At 69.3% G+C, this 26,095-nt stretch carries 24 protein-coding genes and 1 pseudogene; 8 read left to right on the top strand and 17 right to left on the bottom strand.

Translation table 11 applies throughout. From position 1 onward, the window contains the following. Nucleotides 1–6: 6 nt before the first annotated feature. From AQJ27_RS14245 to AQJ27_RS14255, 3 genes are read right to left on the bottom strand one after another with little or no spacing between them, the layout of a single operon-like run. A complete protein-coding gene (locus AQJ27_RS14245) occupies nt 7–573 on the bottom strand; it encodes an SMI1/KNR4 family protein (protein ID WP_067367303.1) in 567 nt (188 codons plus the stop codon). A 52-nt stretch (nt 574–625) separates the two neighbouring features. Continuing rightward, entirely contained in the window at nt 626–1,771 is a 1,146-nt protein-coding gene (locus AQJ27_RS14250; RefSeq protein WP_067367306.1) for a barstar family protein, read from the bottom strand. Between the two features lie 15 nt (nt 1,772–1,786). Next, nucleotides 1,787–2,197 (bottom strand): YccF domain-containing protein, encoded by a 411-nt coding sequence (locus tag AQJ27_RS14255; RefSeq protein WP_341866074.1) that lies wholly within the window; start codon nt 2,195–2,197, stop codon nt 1,787–1,789. Here AQJ27_RS14255 and AQJ27_RS14260 point away from each other — a divergent pair. Beyond that, complete coding sequence (locus AQJ27_RS14260; RefSeq protein ID WP_067367309.1) at nt 2,196–2,597, top strand: YccF domain-containing protein; 402 nt, start codon at nt 2,196–2,198, stop codon at nt 2,595–2,597. The genes AQJ27_RS14255 and AQJ27_RS14260 overlap by 2 nt on opposite strands. A gap of 1,296 nt (nt 2,598–3,893) precedes the next feature. Here the strand turns inward: AQJ27_RS14260 and AQJ27_RS14265 are convergent. Both AQJ27_RS14265 and AQJ27_RS14270 read right to left on the bottom strand, forming a co-directional pair. Next, a complete protein-coding gene (locus AQJ27_RS14265; RefSeq protein WP_067367313.1) occupies nt 3,894–4,373 on the bottom strand; it encodes a hypothetical protein in 480 nt (159 codons plus the stop codon). A 280-nt stretch (nt 4,374–4,653) separates the two neighbouring features. Beyond that, the gene (locus tag AQJ27_RS14270) at nt 4,654–5,433 is read right to left on the bottom strand and encodes a GntR family transcriptional regulator (protein WP_067367316.1); all 780 of its coding nucleotides are present in this window, start codon (nt 5,431–5,433) and stop codon (nt 4,654–4,656) included. A 162-nt stretch (nt 5,434–5,595) separates the two neighbouring features. On the opposite strand from AQJ27_RS14270, the gene AQJ27_RS14275 reads away from it, so the two are divergent. From AQJ27_RS14275 to AQJ27_RS14295, 5 genes are all read left to right on the top strand, one after another. Then, nucleotides 5,596–5,943: an SCO3933 family regulatory protein gene (locus AQJ27_RS14275; RefSeq protein ID WP_067367319.1), complete on the top strand. Its 348-nt coding sequence runs from the start codon at nt 5,596–5,598 to the stop codon at nt 5,941–5,943. Next, entirely contained in the window at nt 5,943–7,244 is a 1,302-nt protein-coding gene (locus tag AQJ27_RS14280) for an FtsK/SpoIIIE domain-containing protein (RefSeq protein ID WP_067367323.1), read from the top strand. Before AQJ27_RS14275 ends, AQJ27_RS14280 begins: the two co-directional genes overlap by 1 nt. Beyond that, entirely contained in the window at nt 7,241–7,438 is a 198-nt protein-coding gene (locus AQJ27_RS14285) for a hypothetical protein (protein ID WP_067367326.1), read from the top strand. Before AQJ27_RS14280 ends, AQJ27_RS14285 begins: the two co-directional genes overlap by 4 nt. A 299-nt stretch (nt 7,439–7,737) precedes the next feature. Beyond that, complete coding sequence (locus AQJ27_RS14290; protein WP_067367329.1) at nt 7,738–9,099, top strand: replication initiator; 1,362 nt, start codon at nt 7,738–7,740, stop codon at nt 9,097–9,099. Nucleotides 9,100–9,307: 208 nt separating this feature from the next. After that, nucleotides 9,308–11,275 (top strand): recombinase family protein, encoded by a 1,968-nt coding sequence (locus AQJ27_RS14295; RefSeq protein WP_067367332.1) that lies wholly within the window; start codon nt 9,308–9,310, stop codon nt 11,273–11,275. Here the strand turns inward: AQJ27_RS14295 and AQJ27_RS52055 are convergent. The 12 genes and pseudogenes from AQJ27_RS52055 to AQJ27_RS14350 all read right to left on the bottom strand — a co-directional run. Further along, nucleotides 11,241–11,369: pseudogene (locus AQJ27_RS52055) on the bottom strand (YccF domain-containing protein); the annotation flags it as partial. The gene AQJ27_RS14295 and the pseudogene AQJ27_RS52055 overlap by 35 nt on opposite strands. Then, nucleotides 11,366–12,229: a zinc metalloprotease HtpX gene (htpX, locus tag AQJ27_RS14300; RefSeq protein WP_060901518.1), complete on the bottom strand. Its 864-nt coding sequence runs from the start codon at nt 12,227–12,229 to the stop codon at nt 11,366–11,368. The pseudogene AQJ27_RS52055 and the gene htpX, both read right to left, overlap by 4 nt. Nucleotides 12,230–12,396: 167 nt before the next feature. Beyond that, entirely contained in the window at nt 12,397–13,896 is a 1,500-nt protein-coding gene (locus AQJ27_RS14305; RefSeq protein WP_067367334.1) for an NADH-quinone oxidoreductase subunit N, read from the bottom strand. After that, nucleotides 13,893–15,479 carry an NADH-quinone oxidoreductase subunit M gene (locus AQJ27_RS14310; RefSeq protein ID WP_067367337.1) on the bottom strand — a complete coding sequence of 529 codons (1,587 nt, stop codon included), beginning with the start codon at nt 15,477–15,479 and terminating at the stop codon, nt 13,893–13,895. Before AQJ27_RS14310 ends, AQJ27_RS14305 begins: the two co-directional genes overlap by 4 nt. Nucleotides 15,480–15,485: 6 nt before the next feature. Beyond that, nucleotides 15,486–17,477, bottom strand: coding sequence for an NADH-quinone oxidoreductase subunit 5 family protein (locus AQJ27_RS14315; protein WP_067367340.1), 1,992 nt, complete (start codon nt 17,475–17,477; stop codon nt 15,486–15,488). Next, nucleotides 17,474–17,872, bottom strand: a complete 399-nt coding sequence (gene nuoK, locus AQJ27_RS14320; RefSeq protein WP_067367344.1) for an NADH-quinone oxidoreductase subunit NuoK — start codon at nt 17,870–17,872, stop codon at nt 17,474–17,476. The genes AQJ27_RS14315 and nuoK overlap by 4 nt, the downstream gene beginning before the upstream one ends. Beyond that, the gene (locus AQJ27_RS14325) at nt 17,872–18,525 is read right to left on the bottom strand and encodes an NADH-quinone oxidoreductase subunit J family protein (protein ID WP_067367347.1); all 654 of its coding nucleotides are present in this window, start codon (nt 18,523–18,525) and stop codon (nt 17,872–17,874) included. The genes nuoK and AQJ27_RS14325 overlap by 1 nt, the downstream gene beginning before the upstream one ends. Next, nucleotides 18,522–19,262 (bottom strand): NuoI/complex I 23 kDa subunit family protein, encoded by a 741-nt coding sequence (locus AQJ27_RS14330; protein ID WP_067367350.1) that lies wholly within the window; start codon nt 19,260–19,262, stop codon nt 18,522–18,524. Before AQJ27_RS14330 ends, AQJ27_RS14325 begins: the two co-directional genes overlap by 4 nt. A 2-nt stretch (nt 19,263–19,264) precedes the next feature. After that, nucleotides 19,265–20,233, bottom strand: a complete 969-nt coding sequence (locus tag AQJ27_RS14335) for a complex I subunit 1/NuoH family protein (RefSeq protein ID WP_067367353.1) — start codon at nt 20,231–20,233, stop codon at nt 19,265–19,267. Beyond that, entirely contained in the window at nt 20,230–21,585 is a 1,356-nt protein-coding gene (locus AQJ27_RS14340; protein WP_067367356.1) for an NADH-quinone oxidoreductase subunit C, read from the bottom strand. Before AQJ27_RS14340 ends, AQJ27_RS14335 begins: the two co-directional genes overlap by 4 nt. Beyond that, complete coding sequence (locus tag AQJ27_RS14345; protein WP_079064970.1) at nt 21,582–22,268, bottom strand: NADH-quinone oxidoreductase subunit B; 687 nt, start codon at nt 22,266–22,268, stop codon at nt 21,582–21,584. Before AQJ27_RS14345 ends, AQJ27_RS14340 begins: the two co-directional genes overlap by 4 nt. Next, complete coding sequence (locus AQJ27_RS14350; protein ID WP_067367359.1) at nt 22,259–22,672, bottom strand: NADH-quinone oxidoreductase subunit A; 414 nt, start codon at nt 22,670–22,672, stop codon at nt 22,259–22,261. Before AQJ27_RS14350 ends, AQJ27_RS14345 begins: the two co-directional genes overlap by 10 nt. Before the next feature lie 383 nt (nt 22,673–23,055). On the opposite strand from AQJ27_RS14350, the gene AQJ27_RS14355 reads away from it, so the two are divergent. Together AQJ27_RS14355 and AQJ27_RS14360 are read left to right on the top strand one after the other, a co-directional pair. After that, nucleotides 23,056–24,339 (top strand): sensor histidine kinase, encoded by a 1,284-nt coding sequence (locus tag AQJ27_RS14355; RefSeq protein WP_079064971.1) that lies wholly within the window; start codon nt 23,056–23,058, stop codon nt 24,337–24,339. Nucleotides 24,340–24,651: 312 nt separating this feature from the next. Further along, on the top strand, nt 24,652–26,007 hold the full coding sequence (locus AQJ27_RS14360; protein ID WP_067367362.1) for a sensor histidine kinase: 1,356 nt from the start codon (nt 24,652–24,654) through the stop codon (nt 26,005–26,007). Nucleotides 26,008–26,095 lie beyond the last annotated feature (88 nt).

The raw sequence follows: 26,095 nt of genomic DNA on the forward strand, positions 1-26,095 counted from the left end.
GGGTCGCTACGAGGCCTGTGCCGCCGCCGTGCGTATGCGGAAGTCGGGCCAAGGCGCCAAGTCCGTGTCGTCGTTGGACTCCTCGTACCAGCCGGAGCCCTCGAGCCAGGTGTCCAGCCACGCCTCCAGGTCGGGTGCGTCCACGTACCAGGCGTGGTCGGCCTCGTCGGCGTTCGGCTCGAAGAGCAGGACCGTGCTCCGGGGGCTGCGGCAGTCCACGCACGCGTACATCCCGCAGCCCCAGTGGGATATCGGCAGGACGCCCTCCGGCCAGGGCCAGTCGGGGTCCTGGCGGCCGCTCTCCCGGTGGGCGAGGTACTGCGGGACGGCGGCGGGCTCGCCGGACGGGGGGCCGTCGAGCAGCGGCAACAGGCCGTACTCCGGACCAAAACCGCCGTCCCCTATCTGTAGGTAGAGCGCGGCGAGCAGTGGCGGCAGGGTGAAGCCCAGAACGGCTTCGGCGCGGGTGACCGTCGCCGCGTCCACGGGCGCGGGGAGCGAAGGCCAGCCCCACGGGCGGGTGTTGCGGGCCTCCACACCGACCCGTGCCAGCAACTGCTCGATTTCGGTCATGGCTTCATGATGCAGCGCGCCACTGACAATCGGGCGGCCTGTGGATAACCCATCAGGCGATGTGCACGTCGACGCCGTTCTCGGTGAGGAGGACGAGCAGTTCCTCGAATGTCGGGGGTCTGCGGTCGCGGCACGGTGTCACGCCGAGGCAGGCGCGGGCGACGTCGGCGTCGTGCCAGACGAGGGTGAAGGGCGGCTCGGCGCCGTAGCCGCCCCGCAGGCAGTCGGCGACGGCGCTCAGGTCGTGGCCGAAGTAGCCGCCGGGGCCGTTCACCGCCTCACCCAGGGCGCAGTGGAAGGCCTGCACGTCGGTGATGTGGCGGCCGTCGAGGTGGTAGGTGGCGCCCGGCTCTGGGGCGGGCCCGTACGGGTGCGTTCTTTCCCGGGCCCGGTCGAGCCAGAACTCGCGCCCCTGCGAGCTGCATCGGGCCCAGCTGTTCGGCTCGGACTGGCGTTCGCGCCACCACACGTCCCAGGCCTCGCAGGCTGCTCTGGGAAGCCGTCGCGACCAGGGGTCGAGCGTGAGATCGACCAGGCCCCGGCCGTGCGCGGAGGGGATCCACGCGATGATCTCGCCTTCGAGTACGGAGCCGACCGTCCGGCCGACCCAGTTGAGGCGCAGCACGCGGGCGTGTCCCAGGTCCTCGTCACCCGCTTCGAGCGCGTCGCGCAGGGATCCGCGTGGGGAGCAGCCGAGCAGGCGCACCGGCGGGTCGGCCGGTTCGAGGAATTCGCTCGGGACTTGGCCGAGGTCCCTGCAGTGGCCCCACGGCTCGCCGTCCGCGCCCAGGAGCCGGTGTCCCGCGGAGAGTAACGGCCGTTGGGGGTGTTCGGCCTGGGTGTCCGGGACCGCCGACGCCTCGACGGTGATGTCGCGCAGCGTCGGGTCGAGCGCGCACGGGCGGTCACCGAGGACCCGTGCGTACTCCAGTGGCCATTCCTCCCCGACCGGGGTGTGCGTGGCGTCGAGGGTCCACACCAACAGGCCGCCCAACGGAGCGGAGCCCGTGGCGCGGGCCAGCTCCACGGCCCCGGCCAGCTCGCCCCGGGGTGCGCAGCCGAGAAGGTCGTACCGGACGCGCGGCGGAGGGAGCGGATCGGCGTAGAGCTCGTCAGTGGCGTCCTTGCACAGCGCCCATATCGACTCGCCGACGCCCCTGTTGCTGTACGCCGCCACGGCGTACTTCGGATTCTGCACCCCCGCGCCGCCCCGTCAGCGCGTGGCGAACGGCTCGTCCGTGCGAACGATTTCGCGGCCCAGCGGGAGCAACGAGACCGGGATGAGCTTGAAGTTGGCGATGCCGAACGGGATGCCGATGATCGTGATGCACAGCAGGATGCCGGTGACGATGTGGGCGAGGGCGAGCCACCAGCCCGCGAGAACCAGCCACAGGACATTACCGATGCAGGAGGGGGCGCCCGCGTCGCGGCGCTCCACCGTCGTATAGCCGAAGGGCCACAGGGCGTAGACGCCGATACGGAAGGCCGCGATGCCAAACGGGATCGTCTCGGAATGTTCCCGATCACGCCACAAGGGCGCTGCGGTTCCGCCTAGAGGTATGACCAGCTGATACTTGTGGTGGCAGGCAGTGCCGGCGGAGCGACCTGGAGAGGTACCGATCATGAAGCTGTTCAACCTGCTGCTCAATATCCTGTGGCTCGTCTTCTGCGGCATCTGGATGGCGATCGGGTACCTGATCGCCGCACTGATCTGCTTCATCTTGATCATCACCATCCCATTCGGCATTGCGTCGCTGCGTATCGCGGGCTTCGTTCTGTGGCCGTTCGGGCGGACCACCGTGGAGCGACCGGACGCCGGAGCGCCGTCGTGTATCGGCAACGTGATCTGGGTGGTTTTCGCGGGGTGGTGGCTGGCACTGGCTCACCTGATCACGAGCATCCCCTTGTTCCTGTCCATCATCGGCATCCCGTTCGGGTGGGCCAACCTGAAGCTGATTCCGATCTCCCTCATGCCACTCGGACGCGAGGTTGTCCCCACGGATCAAGCGTTTGGCGGACGCTGAAACAGATGCAGCGCCGGTACACCTTCTCAAAGACCCGCGATGCGGCCACCGTGACGCATGTCGACCTGGCCGACAAGGGCTAGCGGCACAACGAACCCCCCGTTCCCTCCCGGGAGCGGGGGCTTTCGTCATTTCAGGAACGGGCAACCAACCGCCCTTGCCGACCGGTCAGAAAGTTGGGCGCAAACCCGCTTCTTTTCCTCTGGCGTCGATGACCTGTCTGAAGCCCAATGTGCGGTCATCAGCACAATTCCAAAAACAAAAGCTAGAATCACACCGAGGACGAAAGTCCTGGCCGCGTAGACGCTGGGCGACCTGACAGGGAATTGGGCGGAGAGGGTGGGAAGATGCTTCGGCTCGAAGCCCATAAGCGGAGAGCGAAACCGAAATTTAGCTTCATCGCCCGGGCCGTCCGCAACGACTGAAATCACAACCTCTTGATTTCCTACGAGCAGACACGGCTCTACTAGCACCCCGCGCTTGGATGCCGGAATTCTGACGGTGGGCGGAACACTCGTCGGCGGCTCAGAGGCGACGCTTTTAATCTCGATGATCGTAGCATCGAGTTCAATTTCGATGGGCCTGTTGGGCGGCCTTAGTAGGCCGGCATCCAGTCGCGCATGGCGGCGACGTCGCCGCCATGCGCGTCGAACCGGTTCCTCCACTCCCAGGCATCGACGCCAAGCGATGGCCACCGAGCAAATCGGCCACGCACGCTCGATGCTGGCAGACCCTTGGCCGAGAAGTCCGCGCGTCGACTTGTGCCTAGGCTGCCGGGATTTCTAGAACGCTCGTCGAGAGGCGCGACCGAACATACTTCTACCGGCACCGTGACCTACTGGAGCGCATCCACGCCGCAGCCGTGACGCGCGTCTGGGTCACACCCCGAGGTAGCTATCAGCGGCCCACTCGTGCCTACTGCCGGTCGGTCTTAGCACGGAACCCTGGCGGACCTGTCGGAGCGGCGCCGCCGACCAACCCCGCCCCGTCTCCGGGGCCCGGGCCGCCTGGTCGACGGTCGATCGCGGATGGGCGGGCGGGCACGGCAAGTCTCCTGGTCGAGCGAGTGATCTTGGTTGTGGACTCGTCGCGTTTCCAGGAGCCTTGACATGTCGGGCGAACGCAGTGCAGCACAACTCACTGAACATGCAGCCGAGTCGGCAAGGACTCGTCGCAGCCCTCGGCGATGGCGCGCGGCCCCGCTTCACGGGCCCTCTCGGACCGTCCTCGTCGGCTTCAGTTCGTCGCAGGCCGGGATGGTCGGCCTGGCGGGCGCGAGGGCGGCGTGCGTGTCATCTACGAGTAGGCATCGCAGCTCGGCAAACTAATCCATATACCGTCCTTCTCCATCTCGACCCAGATGGTGTAGTGGTTGCCTTCCGGCAGATCCCCCGTGACGGGGCCGGCCGTGTACCCAGCGCTGTGCCCCAGGGTGCTGGCGGTGCGGCCCGTGCTGAGGTGCGCCACCACGCCCCACCCGTCGGCATACGAGTCCGTCGCATACAGGGCGTCGCCCGGATTGCCGCCGTAGGGGTCCTGGTCGAACAGGGCCAGGCCGACGTAGTGATTGTCCTGGTCGTAGGCGATGGCTTCCCACTCGCTGGGCGATGTGAGGTGTCTGCACACGGTGTGGAAGGACGTTGCCGCACTCGCGGTGCCGCTTCCAAGTATCGTCGCCGCCGTGGCGAGCAAGGACGCTGCCGCAAGCGTGGCGGCGATCCTCCTCTTTCGGGCCATGTCGGTCTCCCTTGTTTGCAGTTGTTCCTTGCTGTCCATCCATGATCAGCGATGACAGCCGGAGCGGAGCGTATCTGGCCAGGGCCTCTGTCCGCGAGCCCCGTCGGCTCACTGTCCGCCACCAGCGCAGTACCGGAAGCCTTCGGCGCCCTCTGCACAGCAGGGCTTCGGCGTAGTCGCGTGGCGTCCGGTTCGTGATTATCCGAGGCCGAGGAGTGCGAGGGGGCGGCGAGGGTCGCGGGCGTTGCGGCGGAGGCCGGCCGCGATGTTCTTCGCTCTGGAGGAAGTGAAGACGTATTCGACCGATCACCATCGGCCCTCAGCCGCGGGCGCGCCGCGCGGGCTCTTTGTCGGCGGTGATCCGGTAGGCGAGTTCGGCACGGTCCGCCCCCACGCGGAGCTCTTCGAGAATCAGCGGGCGGCCGCTGGTGCCGTGCGTGACGCGGGCCAGGTGCAGGATCGGCGTCGCATCCGGCAGCTGGAGGGCGGTCCGCTCGTCCGGGAGTGGCATGCGGGCGCGGACTGTCTCCGACCACCACAGCTTGTGTCCGGCCTGGGTGAGAAGCCAGTACGCCGACGCTGGGCGCTGGTCCGGGGCCTCGGCAAGCAACGGGATTTCCTCGGCCACCTCGAACGGGATCAGCGTCCGGTGCATCGCCCGTGTGCCGCTGGCGGGGTCGGTGAGCAACCGGTCGCAGCCGAAGAGGGCTTCTTCCGCGCCGAGTTCCAGGAGCTGCCCGGTGGCCGTCGTGGTGTGCGAGCGGTACGGGGTGGGCTCTTCGGCCTCGTCCCAGACGGCGCCGTTGGGCATCACGAAACGCCCCTCGGACGTGCGGCTCACGCGGCGGTCGAGGGTGACGGAGGGTTGTCCGTCGGAGCGTACGAAGCTGCCCTTGCCGTGCCGCACCTCGATCAGGCCTTCCGCTCGCAGGGCGGCGACGGCGTTGCGGACGGTGGGGCGGGAGACCTTGTAGCGCTCGATGAGCTGGGCCTCGGAGGGCAGCGGGGCGCCGGGGGCGAACTCGCCCTTCAGGATGGCTTCCCGGATCGCGGCGGCGACCTGCTGGTAGAGGGCTCCGGGGCGTTGGATCTCCGTCAACTCGGCACCTTCGGGTTGAAGTCGTAGGCACGTCGCACGCGCGACATCACTCGTCAGCATAAGTAGTTGACCCCTCGCCGTACAGAGCCGCATAGTCATCACTCGTAAGGACAAGTGACGTCTGAATATGTCAGGCGTCCGACTGGCCAAGGAGGCCAAGCAATGCAGTCCATTCCCGTGGACACGGCACGACTGGGCGTACTGCGGTGCGCCATCGCGCCCGAAGCAAAGATCAGCAACTTCGACACACAGGAGGTCAAGAAGGACCGGGACGGCAACACGATCTACTCCGTGGCCGTCACGGTGCGCCAGGACGGCCGGCGCATCTCCGTCATCGAGATCGCCGTCACCGGTGAGCCGAAGGGCATCGAGGAAGGACAGATCCTCAAGGTCACCGGACTGACCGCGTTCGCCTGGGCCATGGGCGACCGCCACGGAATCAGCTTCCGCGCCGACGCCATCACCCCCGTACCCAGCACTCCCGCGCCGAACAAGACCGGCGGTGCGTGATGGGACCGATCGCACTCTCCTTCGGACTCGCCGCGCTCGCGTGGGTGCTCGTCGTCGGTGACCTGCTGCGCCGGCACCGTCCGGCCTGGCACTGGTACCTCGCCGGATACCCGCTGACGGCCTGCCGGGTGGTGTTCACCTGGCGCAAGATCGCGATGCTCAACGACCTCTCCGTATCGCGGCGTCCGCCCCGCGGACTGCTCGGGGACCTGGTCGTCAAGGGCGACCCGCTGCGGCCGGTGACTCCGCGGCTCTCCTTCCCGCGAGCCAACCGCATGGGACTGACCGCGACCGTGCGCCTGCACGCGGGCCAGACCCCCGCGACCTACATGAAAGCGGCGGACGCCTTGGTACACGCCTGGAAGGTCCATGCCGTGCGGGTCACCTCGCCGGAACGCGGCCTCGTGCTCCTGACGGCAACCGCCAGTGATCCGCTGGCCCGGCCCGGCTTAGCCTCGGCACCCGCCGCGCTCCTGTCCGCACTCATCGGAGTCCTGGAGAACGGCGCCGCGTGGGTCATGGACCTGCGGATCGTCCCGCACTGGCTCATCGCGGGCGCCACCCGGTCCGGCAAATCCACCCTGCTGGCCCGACTGATCACTCAACTCGCTCCGCAGCCCGTCGCCCTGGTCGGCATCGACTGCAAGGGCGGCATGGAACTCGGCCTCTTCGCCGACCGGCTGAGCACCCTGACGACATGCCGCCGTGAGGCGGTCGCGGTGCTGGCCGCGCTGGTCGACGACATGCAGGACCGCATGCGTGCCTGCCGCGCGGCGGGGGTCCGCTCCATCTGGGAGCTCCCGGAGACGCTGCGGCCCGTGCCGGTCGTGGTGATCGTCGACGAACTCGCGGAGCTCTACCTGTCCGACGGCCGACGCGAGAGCAAGGCAGAAGCCGAACAGTGCTCCACCCTCCTACTCCGCCTGGCCCAGCTCGGTGCCGCGCTCGGCATGCACCTGGTCGTCGCCGGCCAACGCGTCGGCTCGGATCTCGGCCCTGGCGTCACCGCCCTGCGGGCGCAGCTCGGCGGCCGGATCTGCCACCGCGTCAACGACCCCGCCACGGCAGAAATGACCCTCGGGGATCTCAACAAGGACGCCGTCGTCGTCGCCCAATCGATCACCGCAGAGGAACAGGGCGTGGCCGTGTGTACCGGCCCGGACGGCGGCTGGAGCCGAGCCCGCTCCCACCTGACAACCACTGAAGAGGCCATGGCCACAGCCCGGAAGCACGCCGCCATGACACCCGAACTGCCCGCCGTAGACCGTGCCCTCGCGGCGCTCGAAGGAGGCTCTCAGTGATCAGCTCCGGTACCGCCGTGTCCCTCGTGGTCCTCCTCGGGATCATCACCATCCTCCTGGTGCGCTCCCGGAACGTGCGCGCGTGGGAAGCGTTCTGCATCGCCCTCTTCGGCATGTACCTCGGCCAGACCCCGGTCAGCCTCACGATCAACGGCTTCCTGACCTGGGTGCTGAGCGGCTTCTCCCACTTCTAGACCGGCAGGAAGGACGTACGCCATGCCCATGCCCCGCGTGAGGTGCCCCCACTGCAAGGGCGACGGAGCCCGCAAATCCTGGACCGGACGGCTTCACCGCTGCCGCGTCTGCCGGGGCTCCGGAACCATCCGCTGACCTCGCAAGCACCCCCGACCACGCAAGGAGTGATCCCCATGGACGACTGCGCGCCACCAACCACCACCCGTGCCGCTTCGGCGGCTCACCCCGGAAGGTCACCACCATCACACCCGAGTCATCCTCGGCTGACAGGCGCGCCGCCCTCGGCCGCGCGGCGCGCCTGCGTCAGCTCTCCGAAACCGACCGTGACGCCATCCGCATCGCCCAAGACCCGAAGTTCGCCCGCTGGCTGGAGCAGATCACAGCAACGGGCGGCTGCGCCCACCCGGTCCATCTCTCCGGCTCGACCACCACCCTGGACGGGACAACCGGCGAGATCCTCCACCACTACGACACCCGCACCGAACCCGGCGAACGGCTCCTCGTCCGCTGCCGCAACAGACGCGCAACCGTCTGCGCACCCTGCTCCCGACTCCACGCAGGCGACACGTTCCACCTCGTCCGCGCGGGCCTGATCGGCGGCAAGAACGTCCCCGCCACGGTCCGCCATCGCCCCCGGCTCTTCGTCACCCTCACCGCCCCGTCCTTCGGGCCCGTGCACCGCACTGGGGAACGCTGCCGCCCTCGTCGCGACCGCGGACGGTGCGAGCACGATCGGCCCCTCGGCTGCGGCACCACCCACGACACGAACAATGCCCTCGTCGGGCAACCCCTCTGCGCCGACTGCTACGACTACCCGGCGCACGTCCTCTGGCACGCACACGCAGGCAAGCTCTGGGACCGCTTCGTCATCGGCGTCCGGCGCCAACTCGCCTCCTCGGCTGGCCTCGTACAGTCCCGATTCGCCGATCACGCCCGGCTGTCCTTCGCACGGATCGCGGAGTACCAAAGGCGTGCGGCAGTCCACGTGCACGCCGTGGTCCGCCTCGACGGCCCGGACGGACCGAACGACGAACCCCCGGCCTGGGGCACGGCTGACCGACTTGCCGATGCGGTGCGAGCATCCGCACAACGAGTCATGGTCCGCACGCCCTACAGCGCTGCCGTCGGTGAACTCGCCCTGCGCTGGGGCGTACAGGTCGACGCTCGTCCGATTCGCGCCGACACCGACGGGCCTGGCGACGACACCGTAGCCGCGTACGTAGCCAAGTACGTCACCAAGGGAGCACACGAGACAGGCGCCGGCACCGACTACCGGCTCACTACCTGGGACGACATCGACTTGGCACGCGTCACCGACCATGTACGGGCACTCATGCGCACCTGTTGGCGCCTCGGCGGCCTACCCGAGTACGCGCCCATGCAACTGCGCACCTGGGCCCACACCCTCGGCTACCGCGGCCACATCCTCACCAAATCCCGCGCCTACTCGACTACGTACGCCGCACTGCGCGCCGACCGAGCGGAGCACCACGGGCAGGAAACCATTCCCAGCAGCGTCGCGGATGCACATTGGCGCTACGTCGGCTCAGGCCACTCCCCCGGAGCTGCGTTACTCGCCGCTGGCATCGCCGAAGATCTGGCCACCAGCCGTGAGTTCGCACAAGAGGCGGCAACCGACCGAGGCGGGTGCAGTGCCTGACACCAAGGTCATATGGACTCCAGACAAGACACTCTCGCCGGCCGAGCGGGTGCGACTCCTGCGGATTCTGTTCGGACCGCGTGCACAACGCAGGAATGTCAGGAACTCCGACGATGTGTCATATCCCGCAGATACCATCGGAGTTGACAGAAACGCCCCGGCAGCGGCTGGCACCGCCCCGGGGCTGGCCGACTGATTGGGAGTCGACATGTCCAATGTAAGCACACCCCTGTCCTCAGCTTTCGAGACTGGTGTTCGGGCGACTGGCACACGCGCACTGCGCGCCGTCGACTATCTGCGGGTCTCCACCGAGGAACAGAAAAAGGGCTACGGCGTTGCCAGGCAGAGCCGGAAGACCCTCCGCCACATCGCGCTCAAGCAGTGGACGCACATCGCGACCTACAAGGACGAGGGCGTCTCTGGCTCCCTGGAAGCGGCGGATCGTGGTGACCTGAAGCGTCTGATGGAGAGCGCACAGCAGACCCCACGCCCCTTCGACATCGTGGTCGTGCCGGACGGCCGTGTGATCGGTCGCAAGGGCCGTGCCTTCTGGCGGTGGGTCTGGGCCCTTGAAGACATCGGGGTGTACGTCGCTGTCGTCGCCGACGACTACGACAACACCACGACCGAAGGGCGCAAGAAGATGCGCCGTGACGCCGACTACGCCGAGACAGAGTGGGAGACGATCCGCGACCGCACTCAGGGCGGCTTGCAGGAAAAGGCCGAACTGACACCGGCCGCGCACATCGGCGGGCGTCCGCCGTACGGCTACCGCATCGCCAACAAGGGGACCCCCGGCTCATACCTGGTGATCGACGAGGACGAGGCGGAGATCATCCGGCATGTGTACGACCTGGTCGTCGGTGAAGGGCTCAACCTTCGCAAGGCCACCATCCGTCTCATCGCCGAAGGGGTCACAGCGCGTTCCGGCAAGACATGGACGCGCGACAACCTCCGCGATCGCATCATGTCGACGCCTGTCCTCGACGGCGTACTCGTCTTCCGCGGAAAGCACGCCAGTACCGATGAGAACGGCAATCCCATCTGGGGCGACTCCGTACGGATTGACCTGCCTCGGATCCTGACCGAGGAACAGAGCGCAGAGCTTCGGCGCAAGGTCGCCGAAACAGCGAAGCAGAGCAGTGGGCAGCGGTGGTTCTATCCGCTGAGCGGTCGGCTCCTGGGCCTTTGCGGAAAGACATATTCGGGGATCAGCTTCACCCCAACACGGGAGGGCGCTCGGTTCTACCGATGCTCCGGCAACGCGCCCAAAGACCCTAGCCAGAAGTCCTGTGGCTGCTCGCGCATCGACGCCAACGCGCTTGAGAAGCATGTGTGGAGGCGCGTCACCGAGATCGCAAGCGATAGCGAAAAACTCCAGGCGTTGGCTGCCGAATGGATCGGGATGGCTGAAGGGGACACCACTGCCCTGGTCGACCGGATCGCAGCCCTTGACCACCAGATCGAGGGTATGAACGCATCGATCACGGCCGTCATCGTCGCATCAGCCAAGCAAAGCAAGTCAGCCGAGGCTATTGAAACGGCTACAGCCGTTCTGAACGACGAACTCCAACAGCTTCAGAACCTGCGCGACGAGGCGGCCGAATGGCTCGCGGAGATGGAGGAGTCCGACCGGCAGGCCCGGGATCTCATCGCGCTGGCAAGCATGGCGAAGAAGTCGTTCCCGGACATGGCCCCGGAGCAGCAAGCGGCCATCTTGTCCATGCTGGAACTAAAGGTCACGATCACGGGTCCGGTGCCCGACGATCGGCGCGGCGGCGTCCCCTGCACCGTTCGTGCCTGGCACGCCGCTGCTGGCCTCGGTATCCCTGCTGCCGCGCTCTCCGACGAGGAGTGGGCAAAGGTCGCTCCCCTACTCCCCAAGGGGCGCCGGGGCACCGTTCGCCGATCCGTGGATGCCATCTTCTACAAGGCGCGCACTGGCAAGTCCTGGCCCGTTGTGATCAAGGAAACCGGCGCCACCATCCAGGCTTCGAAGCACTTCAACACCTGGACGTCCGACGACACCTGGAGCCGTGTGTGCGCTGCCCTGGCGGACGTGGAACAGGTCCCTCTCCCGGAGCTTCAGCTACTGCCCTCGATGGTCATCGAAGGACGGGTCGACCCGAGCGCGATGCTGAACGCAGAAGAACGATCCCGAAGGGGATGCCGATGATCGTGATGCACAGCAGCACGCCGGCGGCCAAGTAGCCGAGGAACAGCCAGAAGCCGCTCAGGACGAGCCAAATGACGTTCAGGATTGTCTTCATTGCTGGCGACCTGCCATCTGCTCGAGCCGGGCGATGCGCTCCGCCATCGGCGGGTGCGTGGAGAACATCTTCGACATTCCCTGGCCCGGGCGGAAGGGGTTGGCGATCATCATGTGGCTCGCGGTCTCGATGCGCGGCTCGGGAGGCAGCGGCAGTTGTTTGGTGCCCGCGTCGAGCTTGCGCAGGGCACTGGCGAGGGCGAGGGGGTCGCCGGTGAGCTGGGCGCCGGACGCGTCCGCCTCGTACTCCCTGGAGCGGCTGATGGCCAGCTGGATGAGGGACGCGGCGAGCGGACCCAGGATCATGATCAGCAGCATGCCGAGGATGCCGGGGCCCTCGTCGTCGTTCGAACGGCCGACCGGGATCAGCCAGGCGAAATTCACCAGGAACATGATCACGGAGGCAAGGGCGCCCGCGACCGACGAGATCAGGATGTCGCGGTTGTAGACATGGCTGAGCTCGTGGCCGATGACGCCGCGCAGCTCGCGCTCGTCCAGGATGCGCAGGATTCCCTCGGTGCAGCACACCGCCGCGTTGCGCGGGTTGCGCCCCGTCGCGAACGCGTTCGGCGCTTCGGTCGGTGAGATGTACAGGCGCGGCATGGGCTGGCGGGCCTGGGTCGAGAGCTCCCGGACGATGCGGTACAGGGCCGGGGCCTCGAATTCGCTCACCGGGCGTGCGCGCATCGCGCGTAGAGCCAGTTTGTCGCTGTTCCAGTACGCGTACGCGTTCGTCCCGATCGCGATGAACAGCGCGACGACGAGGCCGGTACGCCCGAAGAAGCTGCCGATGACGATGATGAGTGCGGACAGTCCCCCGAGGAGTACGGCGGTCCTGAGCCCATTGTGCCGGCGGTGCACGGTACGCCCTCCAAGTGGTGCGGCAGGGGAACCCTTTGCTTGCTGATATTGCTTCCACTTTTCAGTGGAACCTCCCGCACTGGTCAACGCCAGGCGGGGAGCACTAGTTCCCTTGCGCGCGCGACAGTGCACGTGGACCGTCCGGGTGACGGTCCTGGTGACGGGTCTCAGAACAGGCCGGTTGCGGAGAAGCGCAGGACCAGCTGGGGTGCTCCGGAGAGGGCGATGCCCAGGACGGCCGTCAGGGCGATGGCGGCGGTCAGCGGTGCCGGGACGCGGTGCTTCTCGGGCTCCCCCTCGGGGGCGCGGAAGAGCAGGGTCGTCCACTGGAGGTAGTAGAAGAGCGCGATCACGACGTTGACGGCCATGACCACGGCCAGCCAGCCGAGCCCCGCGTCGACGGCCGCCGCGAAGACGGTGACCTTGGCGAAGAGCCCGATGATGCCCGGCGGCAGTCCCGCGAGGCAGAGCAGGAAGAAGCCGAGGATCAGCGCGGACAGGGGGCTCTTCGCGTACAGGCCCCGGTAGTCGCTGATGCGGTTCAGGGGGCTCGTACGGGCGACGAGGGCGGCCACGGCGAAGGCGCCCAGGTTCACCACCGCGTACATCAGGGCGTACGCGACGGTGGAGCCGATGGCCTTGTCGGCGTCCTTGGAGTAGGCGGCGGACGCGATCGGGACCAGGAGGTAGCCGGCCTGGCCGACGGAGGACCAGGCGAGGAGGCGGACCGCGCTGTACGCGCGCGTGGCCTGCTGGCGCAGGGCAGCGACGTTGCCGACGGTCATGGTGAGGGCGGCCAGCACGGCGAGCGCCGGGCCCCAGACGTCCCCGTACGAAGGAAGGGCGACGACGGTGACGAGGATCAGGCCGGAGAAGCCGACCGCCTTACCGACGACGGACAAGTAGGCGGCGACCGGCAAAGGCGCCCCTACGTAGGTGTCGGGCACCCAGAAGTGGAAGGGCACGGCGGCCGTCTTGAAGGCGAAGCCGACAAGGGTGAGGACGACGCCCGCCTGGGCGAGGGTGTGGAACTGTCCGTCGACGTGCTGGATCTTGTCCGCGATCTGGGTCAGGTAGAGGCTGCCGGTCGTCGCGTAGACAAAGCTGACGCCCATGAGACTGACGGCGGTCGCGGTGACGGAGGACAGGAAGAACTTCAGGGCCGCCTCGGAGGACTTCTTGTCGCCGCGTTTGATGCCGACGAGCGCGAAGGCTGGCAGTGAGGCGACTTCGAGGGCGACGATGAGTGTCGCGAGGTCGCGGGAGGCGGGCAGCAGGGCGGCGCCCGCGGCCGAGGAGAGCAACAGGAACCAGAACTCCCCTTCGGGGAGGCCCTTGTTGGCGTCCTTCAGGGCCGTGACCGACAGCAGAGCCGCCAGGAGCGCGCCGCCGAGGACCAGGAACTGGATGACGAGGGTGAAGCGGTCCGCCGTGTAGCTACAGGCGTGCGCGTCGCCCGTCAGACAGAAGGTGGCGCGGTCGCCGTCGCGGAGGGGCAGCAGCATCAGTGCGGACGCGGCGAGCCCCGCCACCGACACCCAGCCGAGTACCGCCTTCTTCTCCTCGCCGATGAAGAGGTCGGCGACGAGCACGACGAGTCCGACGACCGCGGCGAGGGTGGGCGGCGCGATCGCGAGCCAGTCGACGGACTGGACCAGGGAGCTCATCGGGTGCCTCCTGCGAGGAGCTGCTGTACGGCCGGGTCGGTCAGGCCGAGGAGGGCCTTGGGCCACAGGCCGGCGACGACGGTGAGGGCGACGAGCGGCGTCCAGGCCGCGAACTCGTAGCTCTGGACGTCGGCGAGCTTCGGCGCCTCCTGCCGCGGGGTCTCGCCCATGCACACACGGCGTACGACGACGAGCATGTACGCGGCCGTGAGCAGCGTGCCGAAGGCGGCGATCGCCATGAACGTCAGATATGCGGGACGGCTGAGGTCGGCGGCGGGTTTGAACGCGCCGAACAGGGCCAGCATCTCGCCCCAGAATCCGGCGAGGCCCGGGAGCCCGAGCGAGGCGACGGCGGCGAAGGCGAGGAGGCCGCCGAGACGCGGAGCCTTGCCGTAGAGCGCGGCGCCGGTCCCCTCGGCGAGAGTGTCGAGGTCGGTGGTGCCCGTGCGGTCCTTCAGCGCCCCGACGAGGAAGAAGAGGAGTCCGGTGATGAGGCCGTGGGCGATGTTGGCGAACAGCGCGCCGTTCACGCCGGTCGGGGTCATCGTCGCGATGCCGAGCAGGACGAATCCCATGTGACCGACGGACGAGTACGCGATGAGCCGCTTGAGATCGCCCTTCGCGCCCTGTTTCGCGAGGGCCAGGCAGGCCAGGGATCCGTAGATGATCCCGACCACGGCGAAGGCGGCGAGGTAGGGGGCGAAGGTGTGCATCCCGTCCGGCGCGACCGGCAGCAGAATCCGGACGAAACCGTACGTACCCATCTTCAGCAGTACACCGGCCAGCAGGACCGAGCCGACGGTGGGCGCGGCGGTGTGGGCGTCCGGCAGCCAGCTGTGCAGCGGCCACATCGGCGTCTTGACCGCAAGCCCGATTCCGATCGCCAAAACGGCGATGACCTGCACGGATGTGGTCAGCGACCGGCCGTTGTCAGTGGCGAGTGCCACCATGTCGAATGTGCCCGCCTTGATTCCGATCAGGAGCAGGCCCAGCAGCATGACGACCGAACCGAGCAGTGTGAAGAGGATGAACTTCCAGGCCGCGGCCTGGCGCTGCGCACCGCCCCACCGGGCGATGAGGAAGTACATCGGGATGAGCACCATCTCGAACGCGAGGAAGAACAGCAGCAGATCGAGGACGGCGAAGGTCGCGAGGGTGCCGGACTCGAGGACGAGCAGCAGTGCGACGAAGGCCTTCGGGGTCGGCCCGGCGGGCATCTTGAAGTAGCTGTAGAGCGCGCAGAGGAAGGTCAGCAGCGCGGTCAGGACCAGAAGGGGGAGGGAAATGCCGTCGATGCCGAGGTGGATCCGCACGTCGAGTGCGGGGATCCAGCTGATGTCCGTCGTGGCCTGCATCCGCTGTGCCTTGGCCGGGGTGTCGTGGTCGAAGCCGAGCGCGAGGACGATCGCGGCGATGAGCACCACGCCGGTGACGATCACGCCGTGCCGCAGCACGGCCTGGTCCGGTGACTTCCCCTTCAGTCCGGGCGGCGCTGGCAGGAGAGCGGCGGCGGCGCCGATGAGCGGCCCGACGACGATCAACGCAAGAAGAATCTGCATCACGGATTCACTGATATCGATCACGCCTGCTCACGCTCCCGTGGCGACGAGGAGGGCGGCGACCACCAGGACGACGGTGCCGGCGAGCAGCGCGCTCACATAGGTCTGCACATTGCCGGTCTGCGCGCGCCGTACGGCAGCGCCGAGCAGGCGGGGTAGGGCGGCGGCACCGCGTACGTAGGTGTCGACGACCTCACGGTCGAGGAACCGGACGAGGGCGGCTCCGGCCTGGACGGGGCGGACGAACAGCACGTTGTACACGGCGTCGAGGTGGAATCCGACGGCCGCGTGCCGGTGCAGCGGGCCGAGCAGCAGCCGGCCGGGATCCGCCGGGTCGGCGGCGTAGGCCACGTCTCCGAACGCGGGCGCGTGACTGGCGATCGCCTCGGCCTCCACCACCCCGGCGTCGGCGTCGGGGTGGGCCGCGACCGCACCCAGTGGGATGCGGGGAGCCAGCGCGGTGGTGTGCCGCCAGGCTCCGTAGGTGATGATCCCGCCGACCAGGGCGAGCCCCGTGCCGAGGACGGAGGTGGTGAGGACCGGTGTCAGGTCGCGGCCGTCGAACCAGTCGGGCAGTGGGCCGTACGCGAGCCCGAAGGCGAGGGAGGGGACGGCGAGCACCCACAGCACGGCGGTCATGCTGCGCGGCTCCTTGCCGTGGTCGGGGGCCTCTACGCCCCGGCCGTGGAAGGTCAGCAGCCACAGCCGGGTCGCGTACGCGGCGGTGAGTACGGCGGTGACCAGACCGGCGACGAGGACGATCCAGCCCGCGGAGCCGGGGGCGTGTTCGGTGTGGCCGGTGGCGACGTGCTCGGCTGCGCCGAGGACGGCCTCCTTGGAGAAGAAGCCGCTGAACGGCGGGATCGCGGCGAGCGCGAGCAGCGCCACGGTCATCGTCCAGTAGGCGTCCGGGACGCGGGATCGCAGGCCTGTCATGCGGGACATGACGGCCAGCGAGTTGGTGCCGGAGGCGTGGATGATCACGCCGGCGGCGAGGAACAGCAGCGCCTTGAAGGCGCCGTGGGACAGGAGGTGGAAGACGGCGGCACCGCGGTCGCCGACGGCTAGGGCGCCGGCCATATAGCCGAGCTGGCCGATGGTCGAGTACGCGAGGACCCGCTTGATGTCGTCCTGGGCGAGTGCGGCGAGTGCCGAGCCCGCCATCGTGACGGCGGCCATGACGGCGAGGACCACCATCGCGGCCGAGGATGCCTGGAAGACGGGGAGGAGCCTGGCGACGAAGTAGATACCGGCGGCGACCATCGTCGCGGCGTGGATCAGGGCGGAGACGGGTGTCGGGCCCGCCATCGCGTCGGGCAGCCAGGTGTGGAGCGGGAACAGCGCCGACTTGCCCGCCACGCCGGCGAGGAGCAGCAGGGCGATCAGCGTCGGATGGTGCAGTCCGCCGCTCGCGACGGTGCCGAGGACCGTGGTGATGCGGAAGGACCCGGCGTCGGTGCCCAGGGCGAACAGACCGATGAGGAAGGGGACGTCGCCGAGTTTGGTGACCAGGAAGGCCTTGATCGAGGCGGCGCGGGCCTCGGGGGTCTCCCAGTAGTGGCCGACCAGGAAGTACGAGCAGATGCCCATGACCTCCCAGCCGACCAGGAGCACGATCAGGTCGCCGGAGTAGACGACGAGCAGCATCGCGGAGGTGAAGAGGGAGACGAGAGCGGCGTACGAGGGGTAGCGCGGGTCGTCGCGCAGGTAGCCCGTCGAGTAGATCTGCACGCAGGAGGCGACGACGCCGACGAGTACGGCGACGAGGGCGGCGAAGCCGTCGATGTGCAGGGCGAGTTCGATCGGGACCGAGCCGGTGGGCGTCAGTTCGGTGGCCGCGTTGATGGCCTGGCCGCCGCCCTGGCGCACAGCGACCAGCACGGCGAGGACGAGCGAGGTGAGGGACGGGAGTACCGCGAGGGGGCGGACGTAGCCGGGGGCCGTGCGGCCCAGGAGGAGTCCGGCCGCGGCGCCCAGGAACGGAAGGAGGGGGACAAGGACGGCGAGGGTGGTCGTGGTCACGCGGTGGCCTCAGCCTTCTCGTCTCCCGTGACGGGGGCTTCTTCGGTGCCGTCGCCGCGGGAGTCGTCCGGGGCGGGGCCCTCGGCGGTGTCGCGGAGCTTGTCGATGTCCGAGGTGCCGCGGCCCCGGTAGACGGCGAGGACGATCGCCAGACCGATGCCGATCTCGGCGGCCGCGATGGCGATGGTGAACAGGGTCAGGGCCTGGCCGGAGTGGAGCGTGTCGCGGGCGGTCCTGGAGAGCCAGACGTCGAAGGCGACGAGGTTCAGGTTGACGGCGTTGAGCATGAGCTCGACGGACATCAGGACCAGGATCGCGTTGCGTCGCGCGAGGACTCCGTACAGGCCGGTGCAGAAGAGGAGGGCGGAGAGCACGGCGGGATAGGCGAGGTGCATCAGCGGGTCCCTTCCTTCTCGCTCCGGCGGCTCTGGGCACCCGCGGGGGTGGCAGCGTCCGCGGGGGTGGTCGCGTCCGCCTTCGCCTTGCGGGAGAGGACGATCGCGCCGACCAGGGCGGCGAGAAGGAGGACGGAGAGGGCCTCGAAGGGGAGGACCCAGTTCTGGAAGAGGCTCGCTCCGGTGACCTCGGTGGAGCCTGCGGCGGGGCCCTTCAGGTCGACCCAGGTGGTGCGGAAGGCGTCCACGACCACCCAGACAAGGGCGGCAGCCGCGGCGACGGCCACAGTGAGGGCGACCCAGCGGTTGCCCGAGTCGGCGTCCGGGGAGCGGCCGATCGGCGCCTTGGTGAGCATCAGACCGAACAGAAGGAGGACGACGACGGAACCGACGTAGATGAGGACCTGCACCCAGGCGATGAACTCGGCCGTGAGCAGGAGGTACTCGACGGCGAGGCCGCCGAGCGCCATCACCAGCCACAGGGCGGCGTGCACCAGCTGCTTGGTGGTGACGGTGACGATCGCGGCGCCGAAGGTGACCAGGCCGACGAGGAGGAAGGCGATCTCGACGCCCGTCGGGGAGAGGAAGCCGTGGCTCTCGGCGGCGGTGGTCGTGGCCCGCGCCGCGGCGGCCGTGGCTGCTGCGAGGCTCACGACGCACCGTCCTGCGGGTCGGAGGGCTTGGAGGACTCGGGCGTGTCCGTGGGCGTGTCTGTGGTACTGCCCGTGGTCGTGTCTGTGGTACTGCCCGTGGTCGTAGTCGTGCCGCCGGCCGGGGGTTCGGGCTGGGCAGCCTGTTCGGCTGTCCGTGCCGCGAGTTCGGCTGCCTCGGCTGCCGTGGCTGCCTCGGCGGCGAGTTTGTCGGCGGTTTTGCGGGCAGCGACCAGTTCCTTCGGTTCCTCGGCGCCGGGGTCGAGGGCGGGCGGGGCCGGAACCGTCCACATCCACTCGCGGAGCTTGTCGCGCTCGTGGGTGAGTTCGTGGATGTCGGTCTCCGCGTACTCGAACTCCGGGGACCAGAACAGCGCGTCGAAAGGACAGACCTCGATGCAGATACCGCAGTACATGCACAGGGAGAAGTCGATGGCGAAGCGGTCGAGGACGTTGCGGCTGCGCTCGCGGCCACCGGGGGCGGCCGGCGGGACCGTCTCCTTGTGGGAGTCGATGTAGATGCACCAGTCCGGGCACTCGCGGGCGCACAGCATGCAGACCGTGCAGTTCTCCTCGAACAGCCCGATGACGCCGCGGGAGCGGGGCGGGAGTTCGGGCTGGGCGTCCGGGTACTGCGCGGTGACGGTCTTCTTCGTCATCGTGCGGAGGGTGACGGCCAGGCCCTTGGCGAGTCCGGAGCCAGGAATGCGGGAACGGGTGGGCGGGAGAGGCTCAGCCATGGTTACGAGATCACCACCTTGACGATGCCGGTGAGGGCGATCTGGGCGAGAGAGAGGGGGATGAGGAGGGTCCAGGAGAGTTTCTGGAGCTGGTCCTCGCGCAGACGGGGGTAGGTGACGCGCAGCCAGATCACGACGAAGGCGAGGAGGGCCGCCTTCAGAAGGGTCCAGACCCAGCCGAGGCCGTCGGCACCCCACGGGCCGTGCCAGCCGCCCAGGAAGAGGACGGTGGTCAGACCGCACAGGACGACGATTCCGGCGTACTCGGCGAGGAGGAAGAGCGCGAAGCGCAGCCCGGTGTACTCGGTGTACGCGCCGAAGATGATCTCCGAGTCGGCGACGGGCATGTCGAAGGGCGGGCGCTGGAGTTCGGCGAGGCCCGCCACGAAGAAGACGACCGCGCCGACGAGCTGCCAGGGCACCCACCACCACTCGAAGGCGGCGACGATGCCGGGCAGGGAGACCGTGCCGGCCGCCATCGCGACGGAGGCGGCGGTCAGCAGCATCGGGAGTTCGTACGCGAGGAGCTGTGCGGCGGTGCGCAGGCCGCCGAGAAGGGAGAACTTGTTGGCCGAGGCCCAGCCCGCCATGAGCGAGCCGAGGACGCCCACGCCCATCACGGCGAGAACGAAGAAGATGCCCGCGTCGACGACCTGGCCGACGGCGCCCTCACCCGGGCCGATCGGGATGGCGAGGAGGACGAGAAGGTACGGGAGAAGGGCGACGGCGGGGGCGAGCTGGAAGATACGGCGGTCCGCACCCGCGGGGACGATGTCTTCCTTCTGCGCGAACTTCACACCGTCCGCGACGAGTTGGGCCCAGCCGTGGAAGCCGCCCGCATACATCGGGCCGAGTCGGCCCTGCATGTGGGCCATCACCTTGTGCTCGGTCTGACCGACGATCAGGGGGAACGTCAGGAACACGACGAAGACGACGAGGAGGCGTAGGGCGACGTCGAGAGCGTCGTTCACTGCGTGCCTCCGGCTGGGTTTCTGGGGGTGGGGTCTTCGGGCGTGGGGTCTTCGGGGGCGGGGTCTTCGGGCGTGGGGTCTTCGGGAGTGGGGTCTTCGGGAGTGGGGGTGGAGTCGGAGTGCGAGCCGGGGTCCGACTCGGAGTCCGGCTCGGGGGACGCCGGGGGTTTCGAGGTGGCTTCGGGGTCCGGACTCGGGGCAGCTGCGGGCTCCGGGGCGACCCCCGGCTCCGACTCCGACCTGGACTCCTGCTTCGACTCCTGCTTCGGCGCTTGCTCCTCCGCTTGCTCCTGCGCCTGTTCCTGCGCTTGTTCCTGCGCCTGCTGCGGCTCGTCGAACGCGGGGCGGGCGTGGTGCCACGGGGCGTCGGAGCTGCGCGGCGTTGCGGCAGCGGGCGGCTGCTCGGCGGCCTGTGTCCTTTGTGTCGCCGAGCCCTGGCTCGCGCTGCGCGCCCGGCGAGGGCCGGCGGGAGGCGTCGGCTCGGCGGTCCCCGGGGCCGCGGGGGCGGCTGTCGAAGTCGGCTGTTCGTCGGCGGCCGGGGCCTCGGTCTGCTGGCTGGCCGAGCCCTGGCTGGCGCTGCGCGCCCGGCGAGGGGACGTGGGGGCCTGCGCACCGGCAGCGGCAGCAGTGGTCGCAGTGGTGGCACCGGCGGCGGGACCGGCTCCCGTGTCGCCAGTGGTCGTGGTCTGGCTTGCCGAGCCCTCGCCCGCCGTGCGGGCCCGCCGTACCGGGCGGTCGCCCGCGGCTCGGGCCGCTCCGCGCGCCGGGCGGGCGGGGGCCGGGGGGAGTTGGCCCTTCAGGGGGCCCCATTCGTTGGGGTCGGGTACGCCGGGCGGAAGCATCTGGCGGCGCTTGGGGCCGCCGTGATCGGACTCTCCCGGCTCCTTCGCACCGGGCCAGGCCTTGGCGACGCGGGCGGCGAGGACGAAGTCCTTGCGGAGGGGGTGGCCTTCGAAGCCCTCGGGGAGAAGAAGGGGGTCGAGGCCCGGGTGGCCCTCGAAGGTGACGCCGAACATCTCGTGGGTCTCGCGCTCGTGCCAGCCGGCGCCGGCGTACACGGAGACCGCCGTGGCCAGGACAGGTTCCGAGTGTGGGACGGTCGTACGGACGAGGAGGCGGCGTACGGGAGACAGGGCCACCACGTGCGCGGCGACGCGGAAGCCCGTGCCGGGTTCGTCGACGGCGCTCAGCCAGTCGAAGTAGGTGCAGCCCAGCGAGTCGCGCGCGGTCTCCAGGGCGGAGATCCAGGCAGTCGGCGGTACGTCGACCGTCAGGACCTCGTACGACTCCTCGGCCGTGGCCTCCGGGCCGAAGAGCTCCTCGACGGGGGCGGGCAGCCAGCCGACGGTCATCGGTCCTCCCCCACGGCGGGCGGACGCACCAGGCCTCTCTGGAGGGCGGCGGCCGACGGACGCGGCGAGGAGCTGTAGCGCTCCCCCAGCGACTCCCGGGCGATCTTCTCCTGGAGCTTGAGGATGCCCTGCAGCAGCGCTTCGGGGCGGGGCGGGCACCCGGGGACGTAGACGTCCACCGGGATGATCTGGTCGACGCCCTTGGTGACGGAGTAGGAGTCCCAGTACGGGCCGCCGCAGTTGGAGCACGCGCCGAAGGAGATGACGTACTTCGGCTCGGGCATCTGCTCGTAGAGGCGCTTGACGGCCGGGGCCATCTTGTCCGTGACCGTGCCGGAGACGACCATCAGGTCGGCCTGGCGCGGGCCCGGTGCGAACGGGATCACGCCGAGCCGGATGAAGTCGTGGCGGGCCATCGACGCGGCGATGAACTCGATCGCGCAGCAGGCGAGGCCGAAGTTGAAGACCCAGAGCGAGTAGCGGCGGCCCCAGTTCAGGACCACCTTCATCGGCTCCGGGGCCAGCCGGGAGAGCACACCGAGCCGCTTCGGCTCGGGAAGCAGCACCGGCTCAGCAAGCACCACCGGTTCGGGCAGCGCCACCGGTTCGGACAGCACCGGCTCGGGCAGCGGCGCCGGCTCGGAGGGCGTCGAGGGGGTCACGTCCGAGGGGGTCACGTCCATGTCAGGACGCCCTTCTTGTATGCGTACAGCAGGCCCACGGCCAGGAAGCCGAGGAAGATGAACATCTCCACGAGGGTGGCCGCGCCGTAGCCGGGCGCGGCGAAGACGGTCGCCCAGGGGAAGAGGAAGATCGAGTCGACGGCGAAGATGACGTAGAGGAAGGCGTAGACGTAGTAGCGGACCTGGGTGTGGGCCCAGCCCTCGCCGACGGGGTCGACGCCGCACTCGTATGTCAGGAGTTTCTCGGGGGTCGGGACCACCGGCCGCAGCAGGCGGCCCGCCCCGAAGGCGACGGCGACGAAGAGCACGCCGACGACGGCGAGCAGTCCGACGACCGAGTACGACTGGAAGTAGCCCGCCGCGACGACGGCCCCGGTTGCCGTGACAACGGTCGGTTCCGGCACGTCAGCCCCTCACTCCCTGACCTCGTTGGCGCCCGGCGCGCGCCCCGTCGCGCACGCTGTGATGCGCCCCGTTCGACGATCTGTACGGACGGGAGTCTAGGGCCTGCTAAAGAGACGGTAAGCAGCCCGTCACGCATTGGCTATCGGGGACATGTCAGGGACTAGTCCGCCTCGCCTGTCGCCGGGTTCGCGCACTCGCCCGGCTCAGGTGTCACCGGGTTCCCGTCCACACCTCGCGGTCACTTCCCATTTCACCTCGCGAGCACATCCAGGTACACCGCGCGGCGGCCTTCGCTTTCACCTCAAGGGGTGGGGTTTTCCCCAGTGGATCGTGGCGGTCGACCTCATGGCGCGGCGGCCCGCCGCCGGGCAGGCTAGCGAATATGACCGAACGCATCATCCCTGTCGGCCCCCTCGGCCCCCTCGGCCCGTCGGACACGCCGCGAGCCCCGGACATACCGGGTGTACCGGATGTACCAGATGCACAAGACGTACCGGACGAGTCGGCCGACGGCGACCGGCTGCCTCCCCCACGCTTCGCACTCGGCCGGCAGACGTGGAAGGAGATCGCGCACCTCCTCGCCAATCTGCCGATCTCGATCCTCGGCTTCGTGTACGTCGTGACGCTCGTCTCCACGGGCGCGGGGCTGGCCGTGACGGCGATCGGGCTGCCGCTGCTCGCGGGCGGGCTGCGGGGCACACGGCTGCTGGGCCGGATGGAGCGGGCGCGGGCGCGCAAGCTGCTCGGCGTGCGGATCGACGAGCCGAGCCCGATGCCGGTGCGCGGGACGGGTTTCTTCCCCTGGTTGTGGTCGAGCCTGCGGGACCCGGTGGCCTGGCGGACGGTGCTGTACGACTTCATCCGGCTGCCGTGGGGCATCGTCACGTTCACGGTCACGCTGACGTCGTTGTTCCTGCTGTGGCCCGTGCTGCCGTTCCTCGCGCGGGGGCTGACGAACGTGGACCGGGCCATGGTGCGCGGGCTGCTGTCGCCCTCGGACGAGTTGGAGCGGCGCATCGCCGAGCTGGAGTCGGACCGGGGGGTCGTGGTCGACACGGCCGCGGCGGACCTGCGGCGCATCGAACGGGATCTGCACGACGGGGCGCAGGCGCGGCTCGTCAACCTCGCGATGGGACTCGGTCTGGCCAAGGAGAAGATCCTCGAGGGGCAGGCCGACGAGACCGTCGCGGCCATGGTCGACGAGGCGCACGGCGAGGTGAAGCTGGCGCTGCAGGAGCTGCGCGATCTGGCCCGCGGCATCCATCCCGCGGTCCTCACCGACCGGGGCCTCGACGCGGCGCTGTCGTCGGTCGCCTCGCGCTGCACCGTGCCGGTGAAGGTGACGGCCGACCTCCCGACGAGACCGGCCGCCGCCATCGAGGGCATCGCCTACTTCACCGTGTCCGAGCTGTTGCAGAACGTCAGCAAGCACAGCGGGGCGCGCTCCGCGTCGGTCGACGTGTGGCGGACGGACGAGCGGCTGCTCATCCAGGTCCAGGACGACGGGCGCGGTGGGGCCGCCCTCGACGGCGGTACGGGGATGGCGGGGCTCGCGGACCGGCTGGGCGCGGTGGACGGACTGTTCGTCATCGACTCACCGCCCGGCGGCCCGACCACCATCACGGCGGAGCTGCCTTGGCGGGACCGGGGGGACGGGCAGGGCTGACGGGGCCGACGGGGCTGACGGGGCTGACGGGGCTGACGGGGCCGGCCTACGGGGTGACCCGTGCGGGTCCGCCTTGGCGCGTCGGCCATGGCACGTCCGCCTTGAAGGGGCCGCCTTGGCCAGTCCGCCTTGAAGGGGCCGCCTTGGCCGGTCCGCCTTGACGCGGGCCGTCGGTATGCGACTTCCGTCCTGCTCGGAGGTAGGGAAAACCCCCGTCCCAAGACGCCGACCCGCTCCATGGTCGGCAAGGGCCGGGAACAGCAGGGTGGGGGTACGAACCGACGAGCAGGACGAGCAGAACGGACGAGACCGATGGCGACGGAGTACGGACAGGGGTACGGGTACCCGAGCGGGCCCGGATTCCACGAGGCGGGTGCCGAGGAGCGGCGGCACCGTCTCCCGACACCGCTGCGGGCGCCGATCGAGGCGCGCAGCTGGCGCGAATTCGGTTACGTGATGTCGGGCCTGCCGGTCGGCATCCTCATGTTCACGTTCGCCGTCACGATGTTCTCGCTCGGCATGGGCCTGCTGATCACCTTCCTGGGGATCCCGGTGCTCGCCGCGGCCCTCGCCGGCGTCCTCGGGTTCGGCGCGCTGGAGCGGGCGCGGGCGCGCGGGTTGCTCGGGCTCGAGGTGGCCGCGCCGAAGCCCCTGCGGGTGCGCAAACACGGGGCGCTGGCGTGGATGGGGGCGATCCTCAAGAACGGGTCGGCGTGGCGGCATCTGCTGTACTCGGTGGTGCAGTTCCCGTGGTCGGTGTTCTCGTTCGTGGTGACGCTGACCTTCTGGGCGTACGGCTGGGCGATGCTGACGTATCCGCTGTGGTTCTGGGTCTTCCCGATGTACGGCGGGCAGGGCGGCCTCCAGCTCTACGGCGACGGCGCGCACCGCATCTACCTGGACAACCCCTTCGAGATCACCGTCACCGCGCTGCTGGGGCTGCTGATCACGATGGCCACGCCGTGGATCGTGCGGGCGCTGACCACGGTGGACCGGGTGATGGTGGCGGGGCTGCTCGGGCCGTCGCGGCTGGCGAGCCGGGTGGTCGAGCTGGAGTCGGACCGGGGGGTCGTGGTCGACACGGCCGCGGCGGACCTGCGGCGCATCGAACGGGATCTGCACGACGGGGCGCAGGCGCGGCTCGTCAACCTCGCGATGGGGCTCGGTCTGGCCAAGGAGAAGCTCACCGAGGATCCGCAGGCCGCGGCGCGGATGGTGGACGAGGCGCACGGTGAGGTGAAGACGGCGTTGCAGGAGCTGCGGGATCTGGCGCGGGGGATTCATCCGGCCGTGCTGACCGATCGTGGGCTGGATGCGGCGCTGTCTTCCGTGGCCTCGCGGTGCACCGTGCCGGTGCAGGTGGATGTGGATCTTCCCGCTCGGCCGGCGCCGGCGATCGAGGGGATCGCGTACTTCACCGTGTCCGAGCTGCTGCAGAACATCAGTAAGCATGCGCGGGCGACGCGGGCCACGGTCGATGTGTGGCGGGTCGAGAACCGGCTGATGCTTCAGGTTGTCGACGATGGTGTGGGTGGGGCTGAAGTTTCCGGTGGGTCCGGGCTGGCGGGGCTGGCGGAGCGGCTCGATGCGGTGGACGGGGTTCTGGTGGTGGACTCTCCGGTGGGTGGGCCCAGTCGGATCACTGCGGAGTTGCCCTGGCGGGGGTGAGCGGGGTTGGGGGGTGGGGTGTTTCTCGCCCCCGCCGCCCCTACCCGTCCCATCCCCGGGGGGCCCCCCCCCCCCCCCCCCCCCGGGC

It is taken from the genome of Streptomyces olivochromogenes (assembly GCF_001514115.1).
GTDB classification, from domain to species: domain Bacteria; phylum Actinomycetota; class Actinomycetes; order Streptomycetales; family Streptomycetaceae; genus Streptomyces; species Streptomyces olivochromogenes.

What these genes read in the sequence shown, in the direction of transcription:
- AQJ27_RS14295 (WP_067367332.1), top strand. Translation starts at nt 9,308, where the DNA reads ATGTCCAATGTAAGCACACCCCTGTCCTCAGCTTTCGAGACTGGTGTT.
- nuoK (WP_067367344.1), bottom strand. Translation starts at nt 17,872, where the DNA reads ATGCACCTCGCCTATCCCGCCGTGCTCTCCGCCCTCCTCTTCTGCACC.
- AQJ27_RS14340 (WP_067367356.1), bottom strand. Translation starts at nt 21,585, where the DNA reads ATGACCGTCGGCTGGCTGCCCGCCCCCGTCGAGGAGCTCTTCGGCCCG.
- AQJ27_RS14330 (WP_067367350.1), bottom strand. Translation starts at nt 19,262, where the DNA reads ATGGCTGAGCCTCTCCCGCCCACCCGTTCCCGCATTCCTGGCTCCGGA.
- AQJ27_RS14275 (WP_067367319.1), top strand. Translation starts at nt 5,596, where the DNA reads ATGCAGTCCATTCCCGTGGACACGGCACGACTGGGCGTACTGCGGTGC.
- AQJ27_RS14345 (WP_079064970.1), bottom strand. Translation starts at nt 22,268, where the DNA reads ATGGACGTGACCCCCTCGGACGTGACCCCCTCGACGCCCTCCGAGCCG.
- AQJ27_RS14245 (WP_067367303.1), bottom strand. Translation starts at nt 573, where the DNA reads ATGACCGAAATCGAGCAGTTGCTGGCACGGGTCGGTGTGGAGGCCCGC.
- AQJ27_RS14360 (WP_067367362.1), top strand. Translation starts at nt 24,652, where the DNA reads ATGGCGACGGAGTACGGACAGGGGTACGGGTACCCGAGCGGGCCCGGA.
- AQJ27_RS14255 (WP_341866074.1), bottom strand. Translation starts at nt 2,197, where the DNA reads ATGATCGGTACCTCTCCAGGTCGCTCCGCCGGCACTGCCTGCCACCAC.
- AQJ27_RS14280 (WP_067367323.1), top strand. Translation starts at nt 5,943, where the DNA reads ATGGGACCGATCGCACTCTCCTTCGGACTCGCCGCGCTCGCGTGGGTG.
- AQJ27_RS14305 (WP_067367334.1), bottom strand. Translation starts at nt 13,896, where the DNA reads ATGAGCTCCCTGGTCCAGTCCGTCGACTGGCTCGCGATCGCGCCGCCC.
- AQJ27_RS14265 (WP_067367313.1), bottom strand. Translation starts at nt 4,373, where the DNA reads ATGGACAGCAAGGAACAACTGCAAACAAGGGAGACCGACATGGCCCGA.
- AQJ27_RS14355 (WP_079064971.1), top strand. Translation starts at nt 23,056, where the DNA reads ATGACCGAACGCATCATCCCTGTCGGCCCCCTCGGCCCCCTCGGCCCG.
- AQJ27_RS14260 (WP_067367309.1), top strand. Translation starts at nt 2,196, where the DNA reads ATGAAGCTGTTCAACCTGCTGCTCAATATCCTGTGGCTCGTCTTCTGC.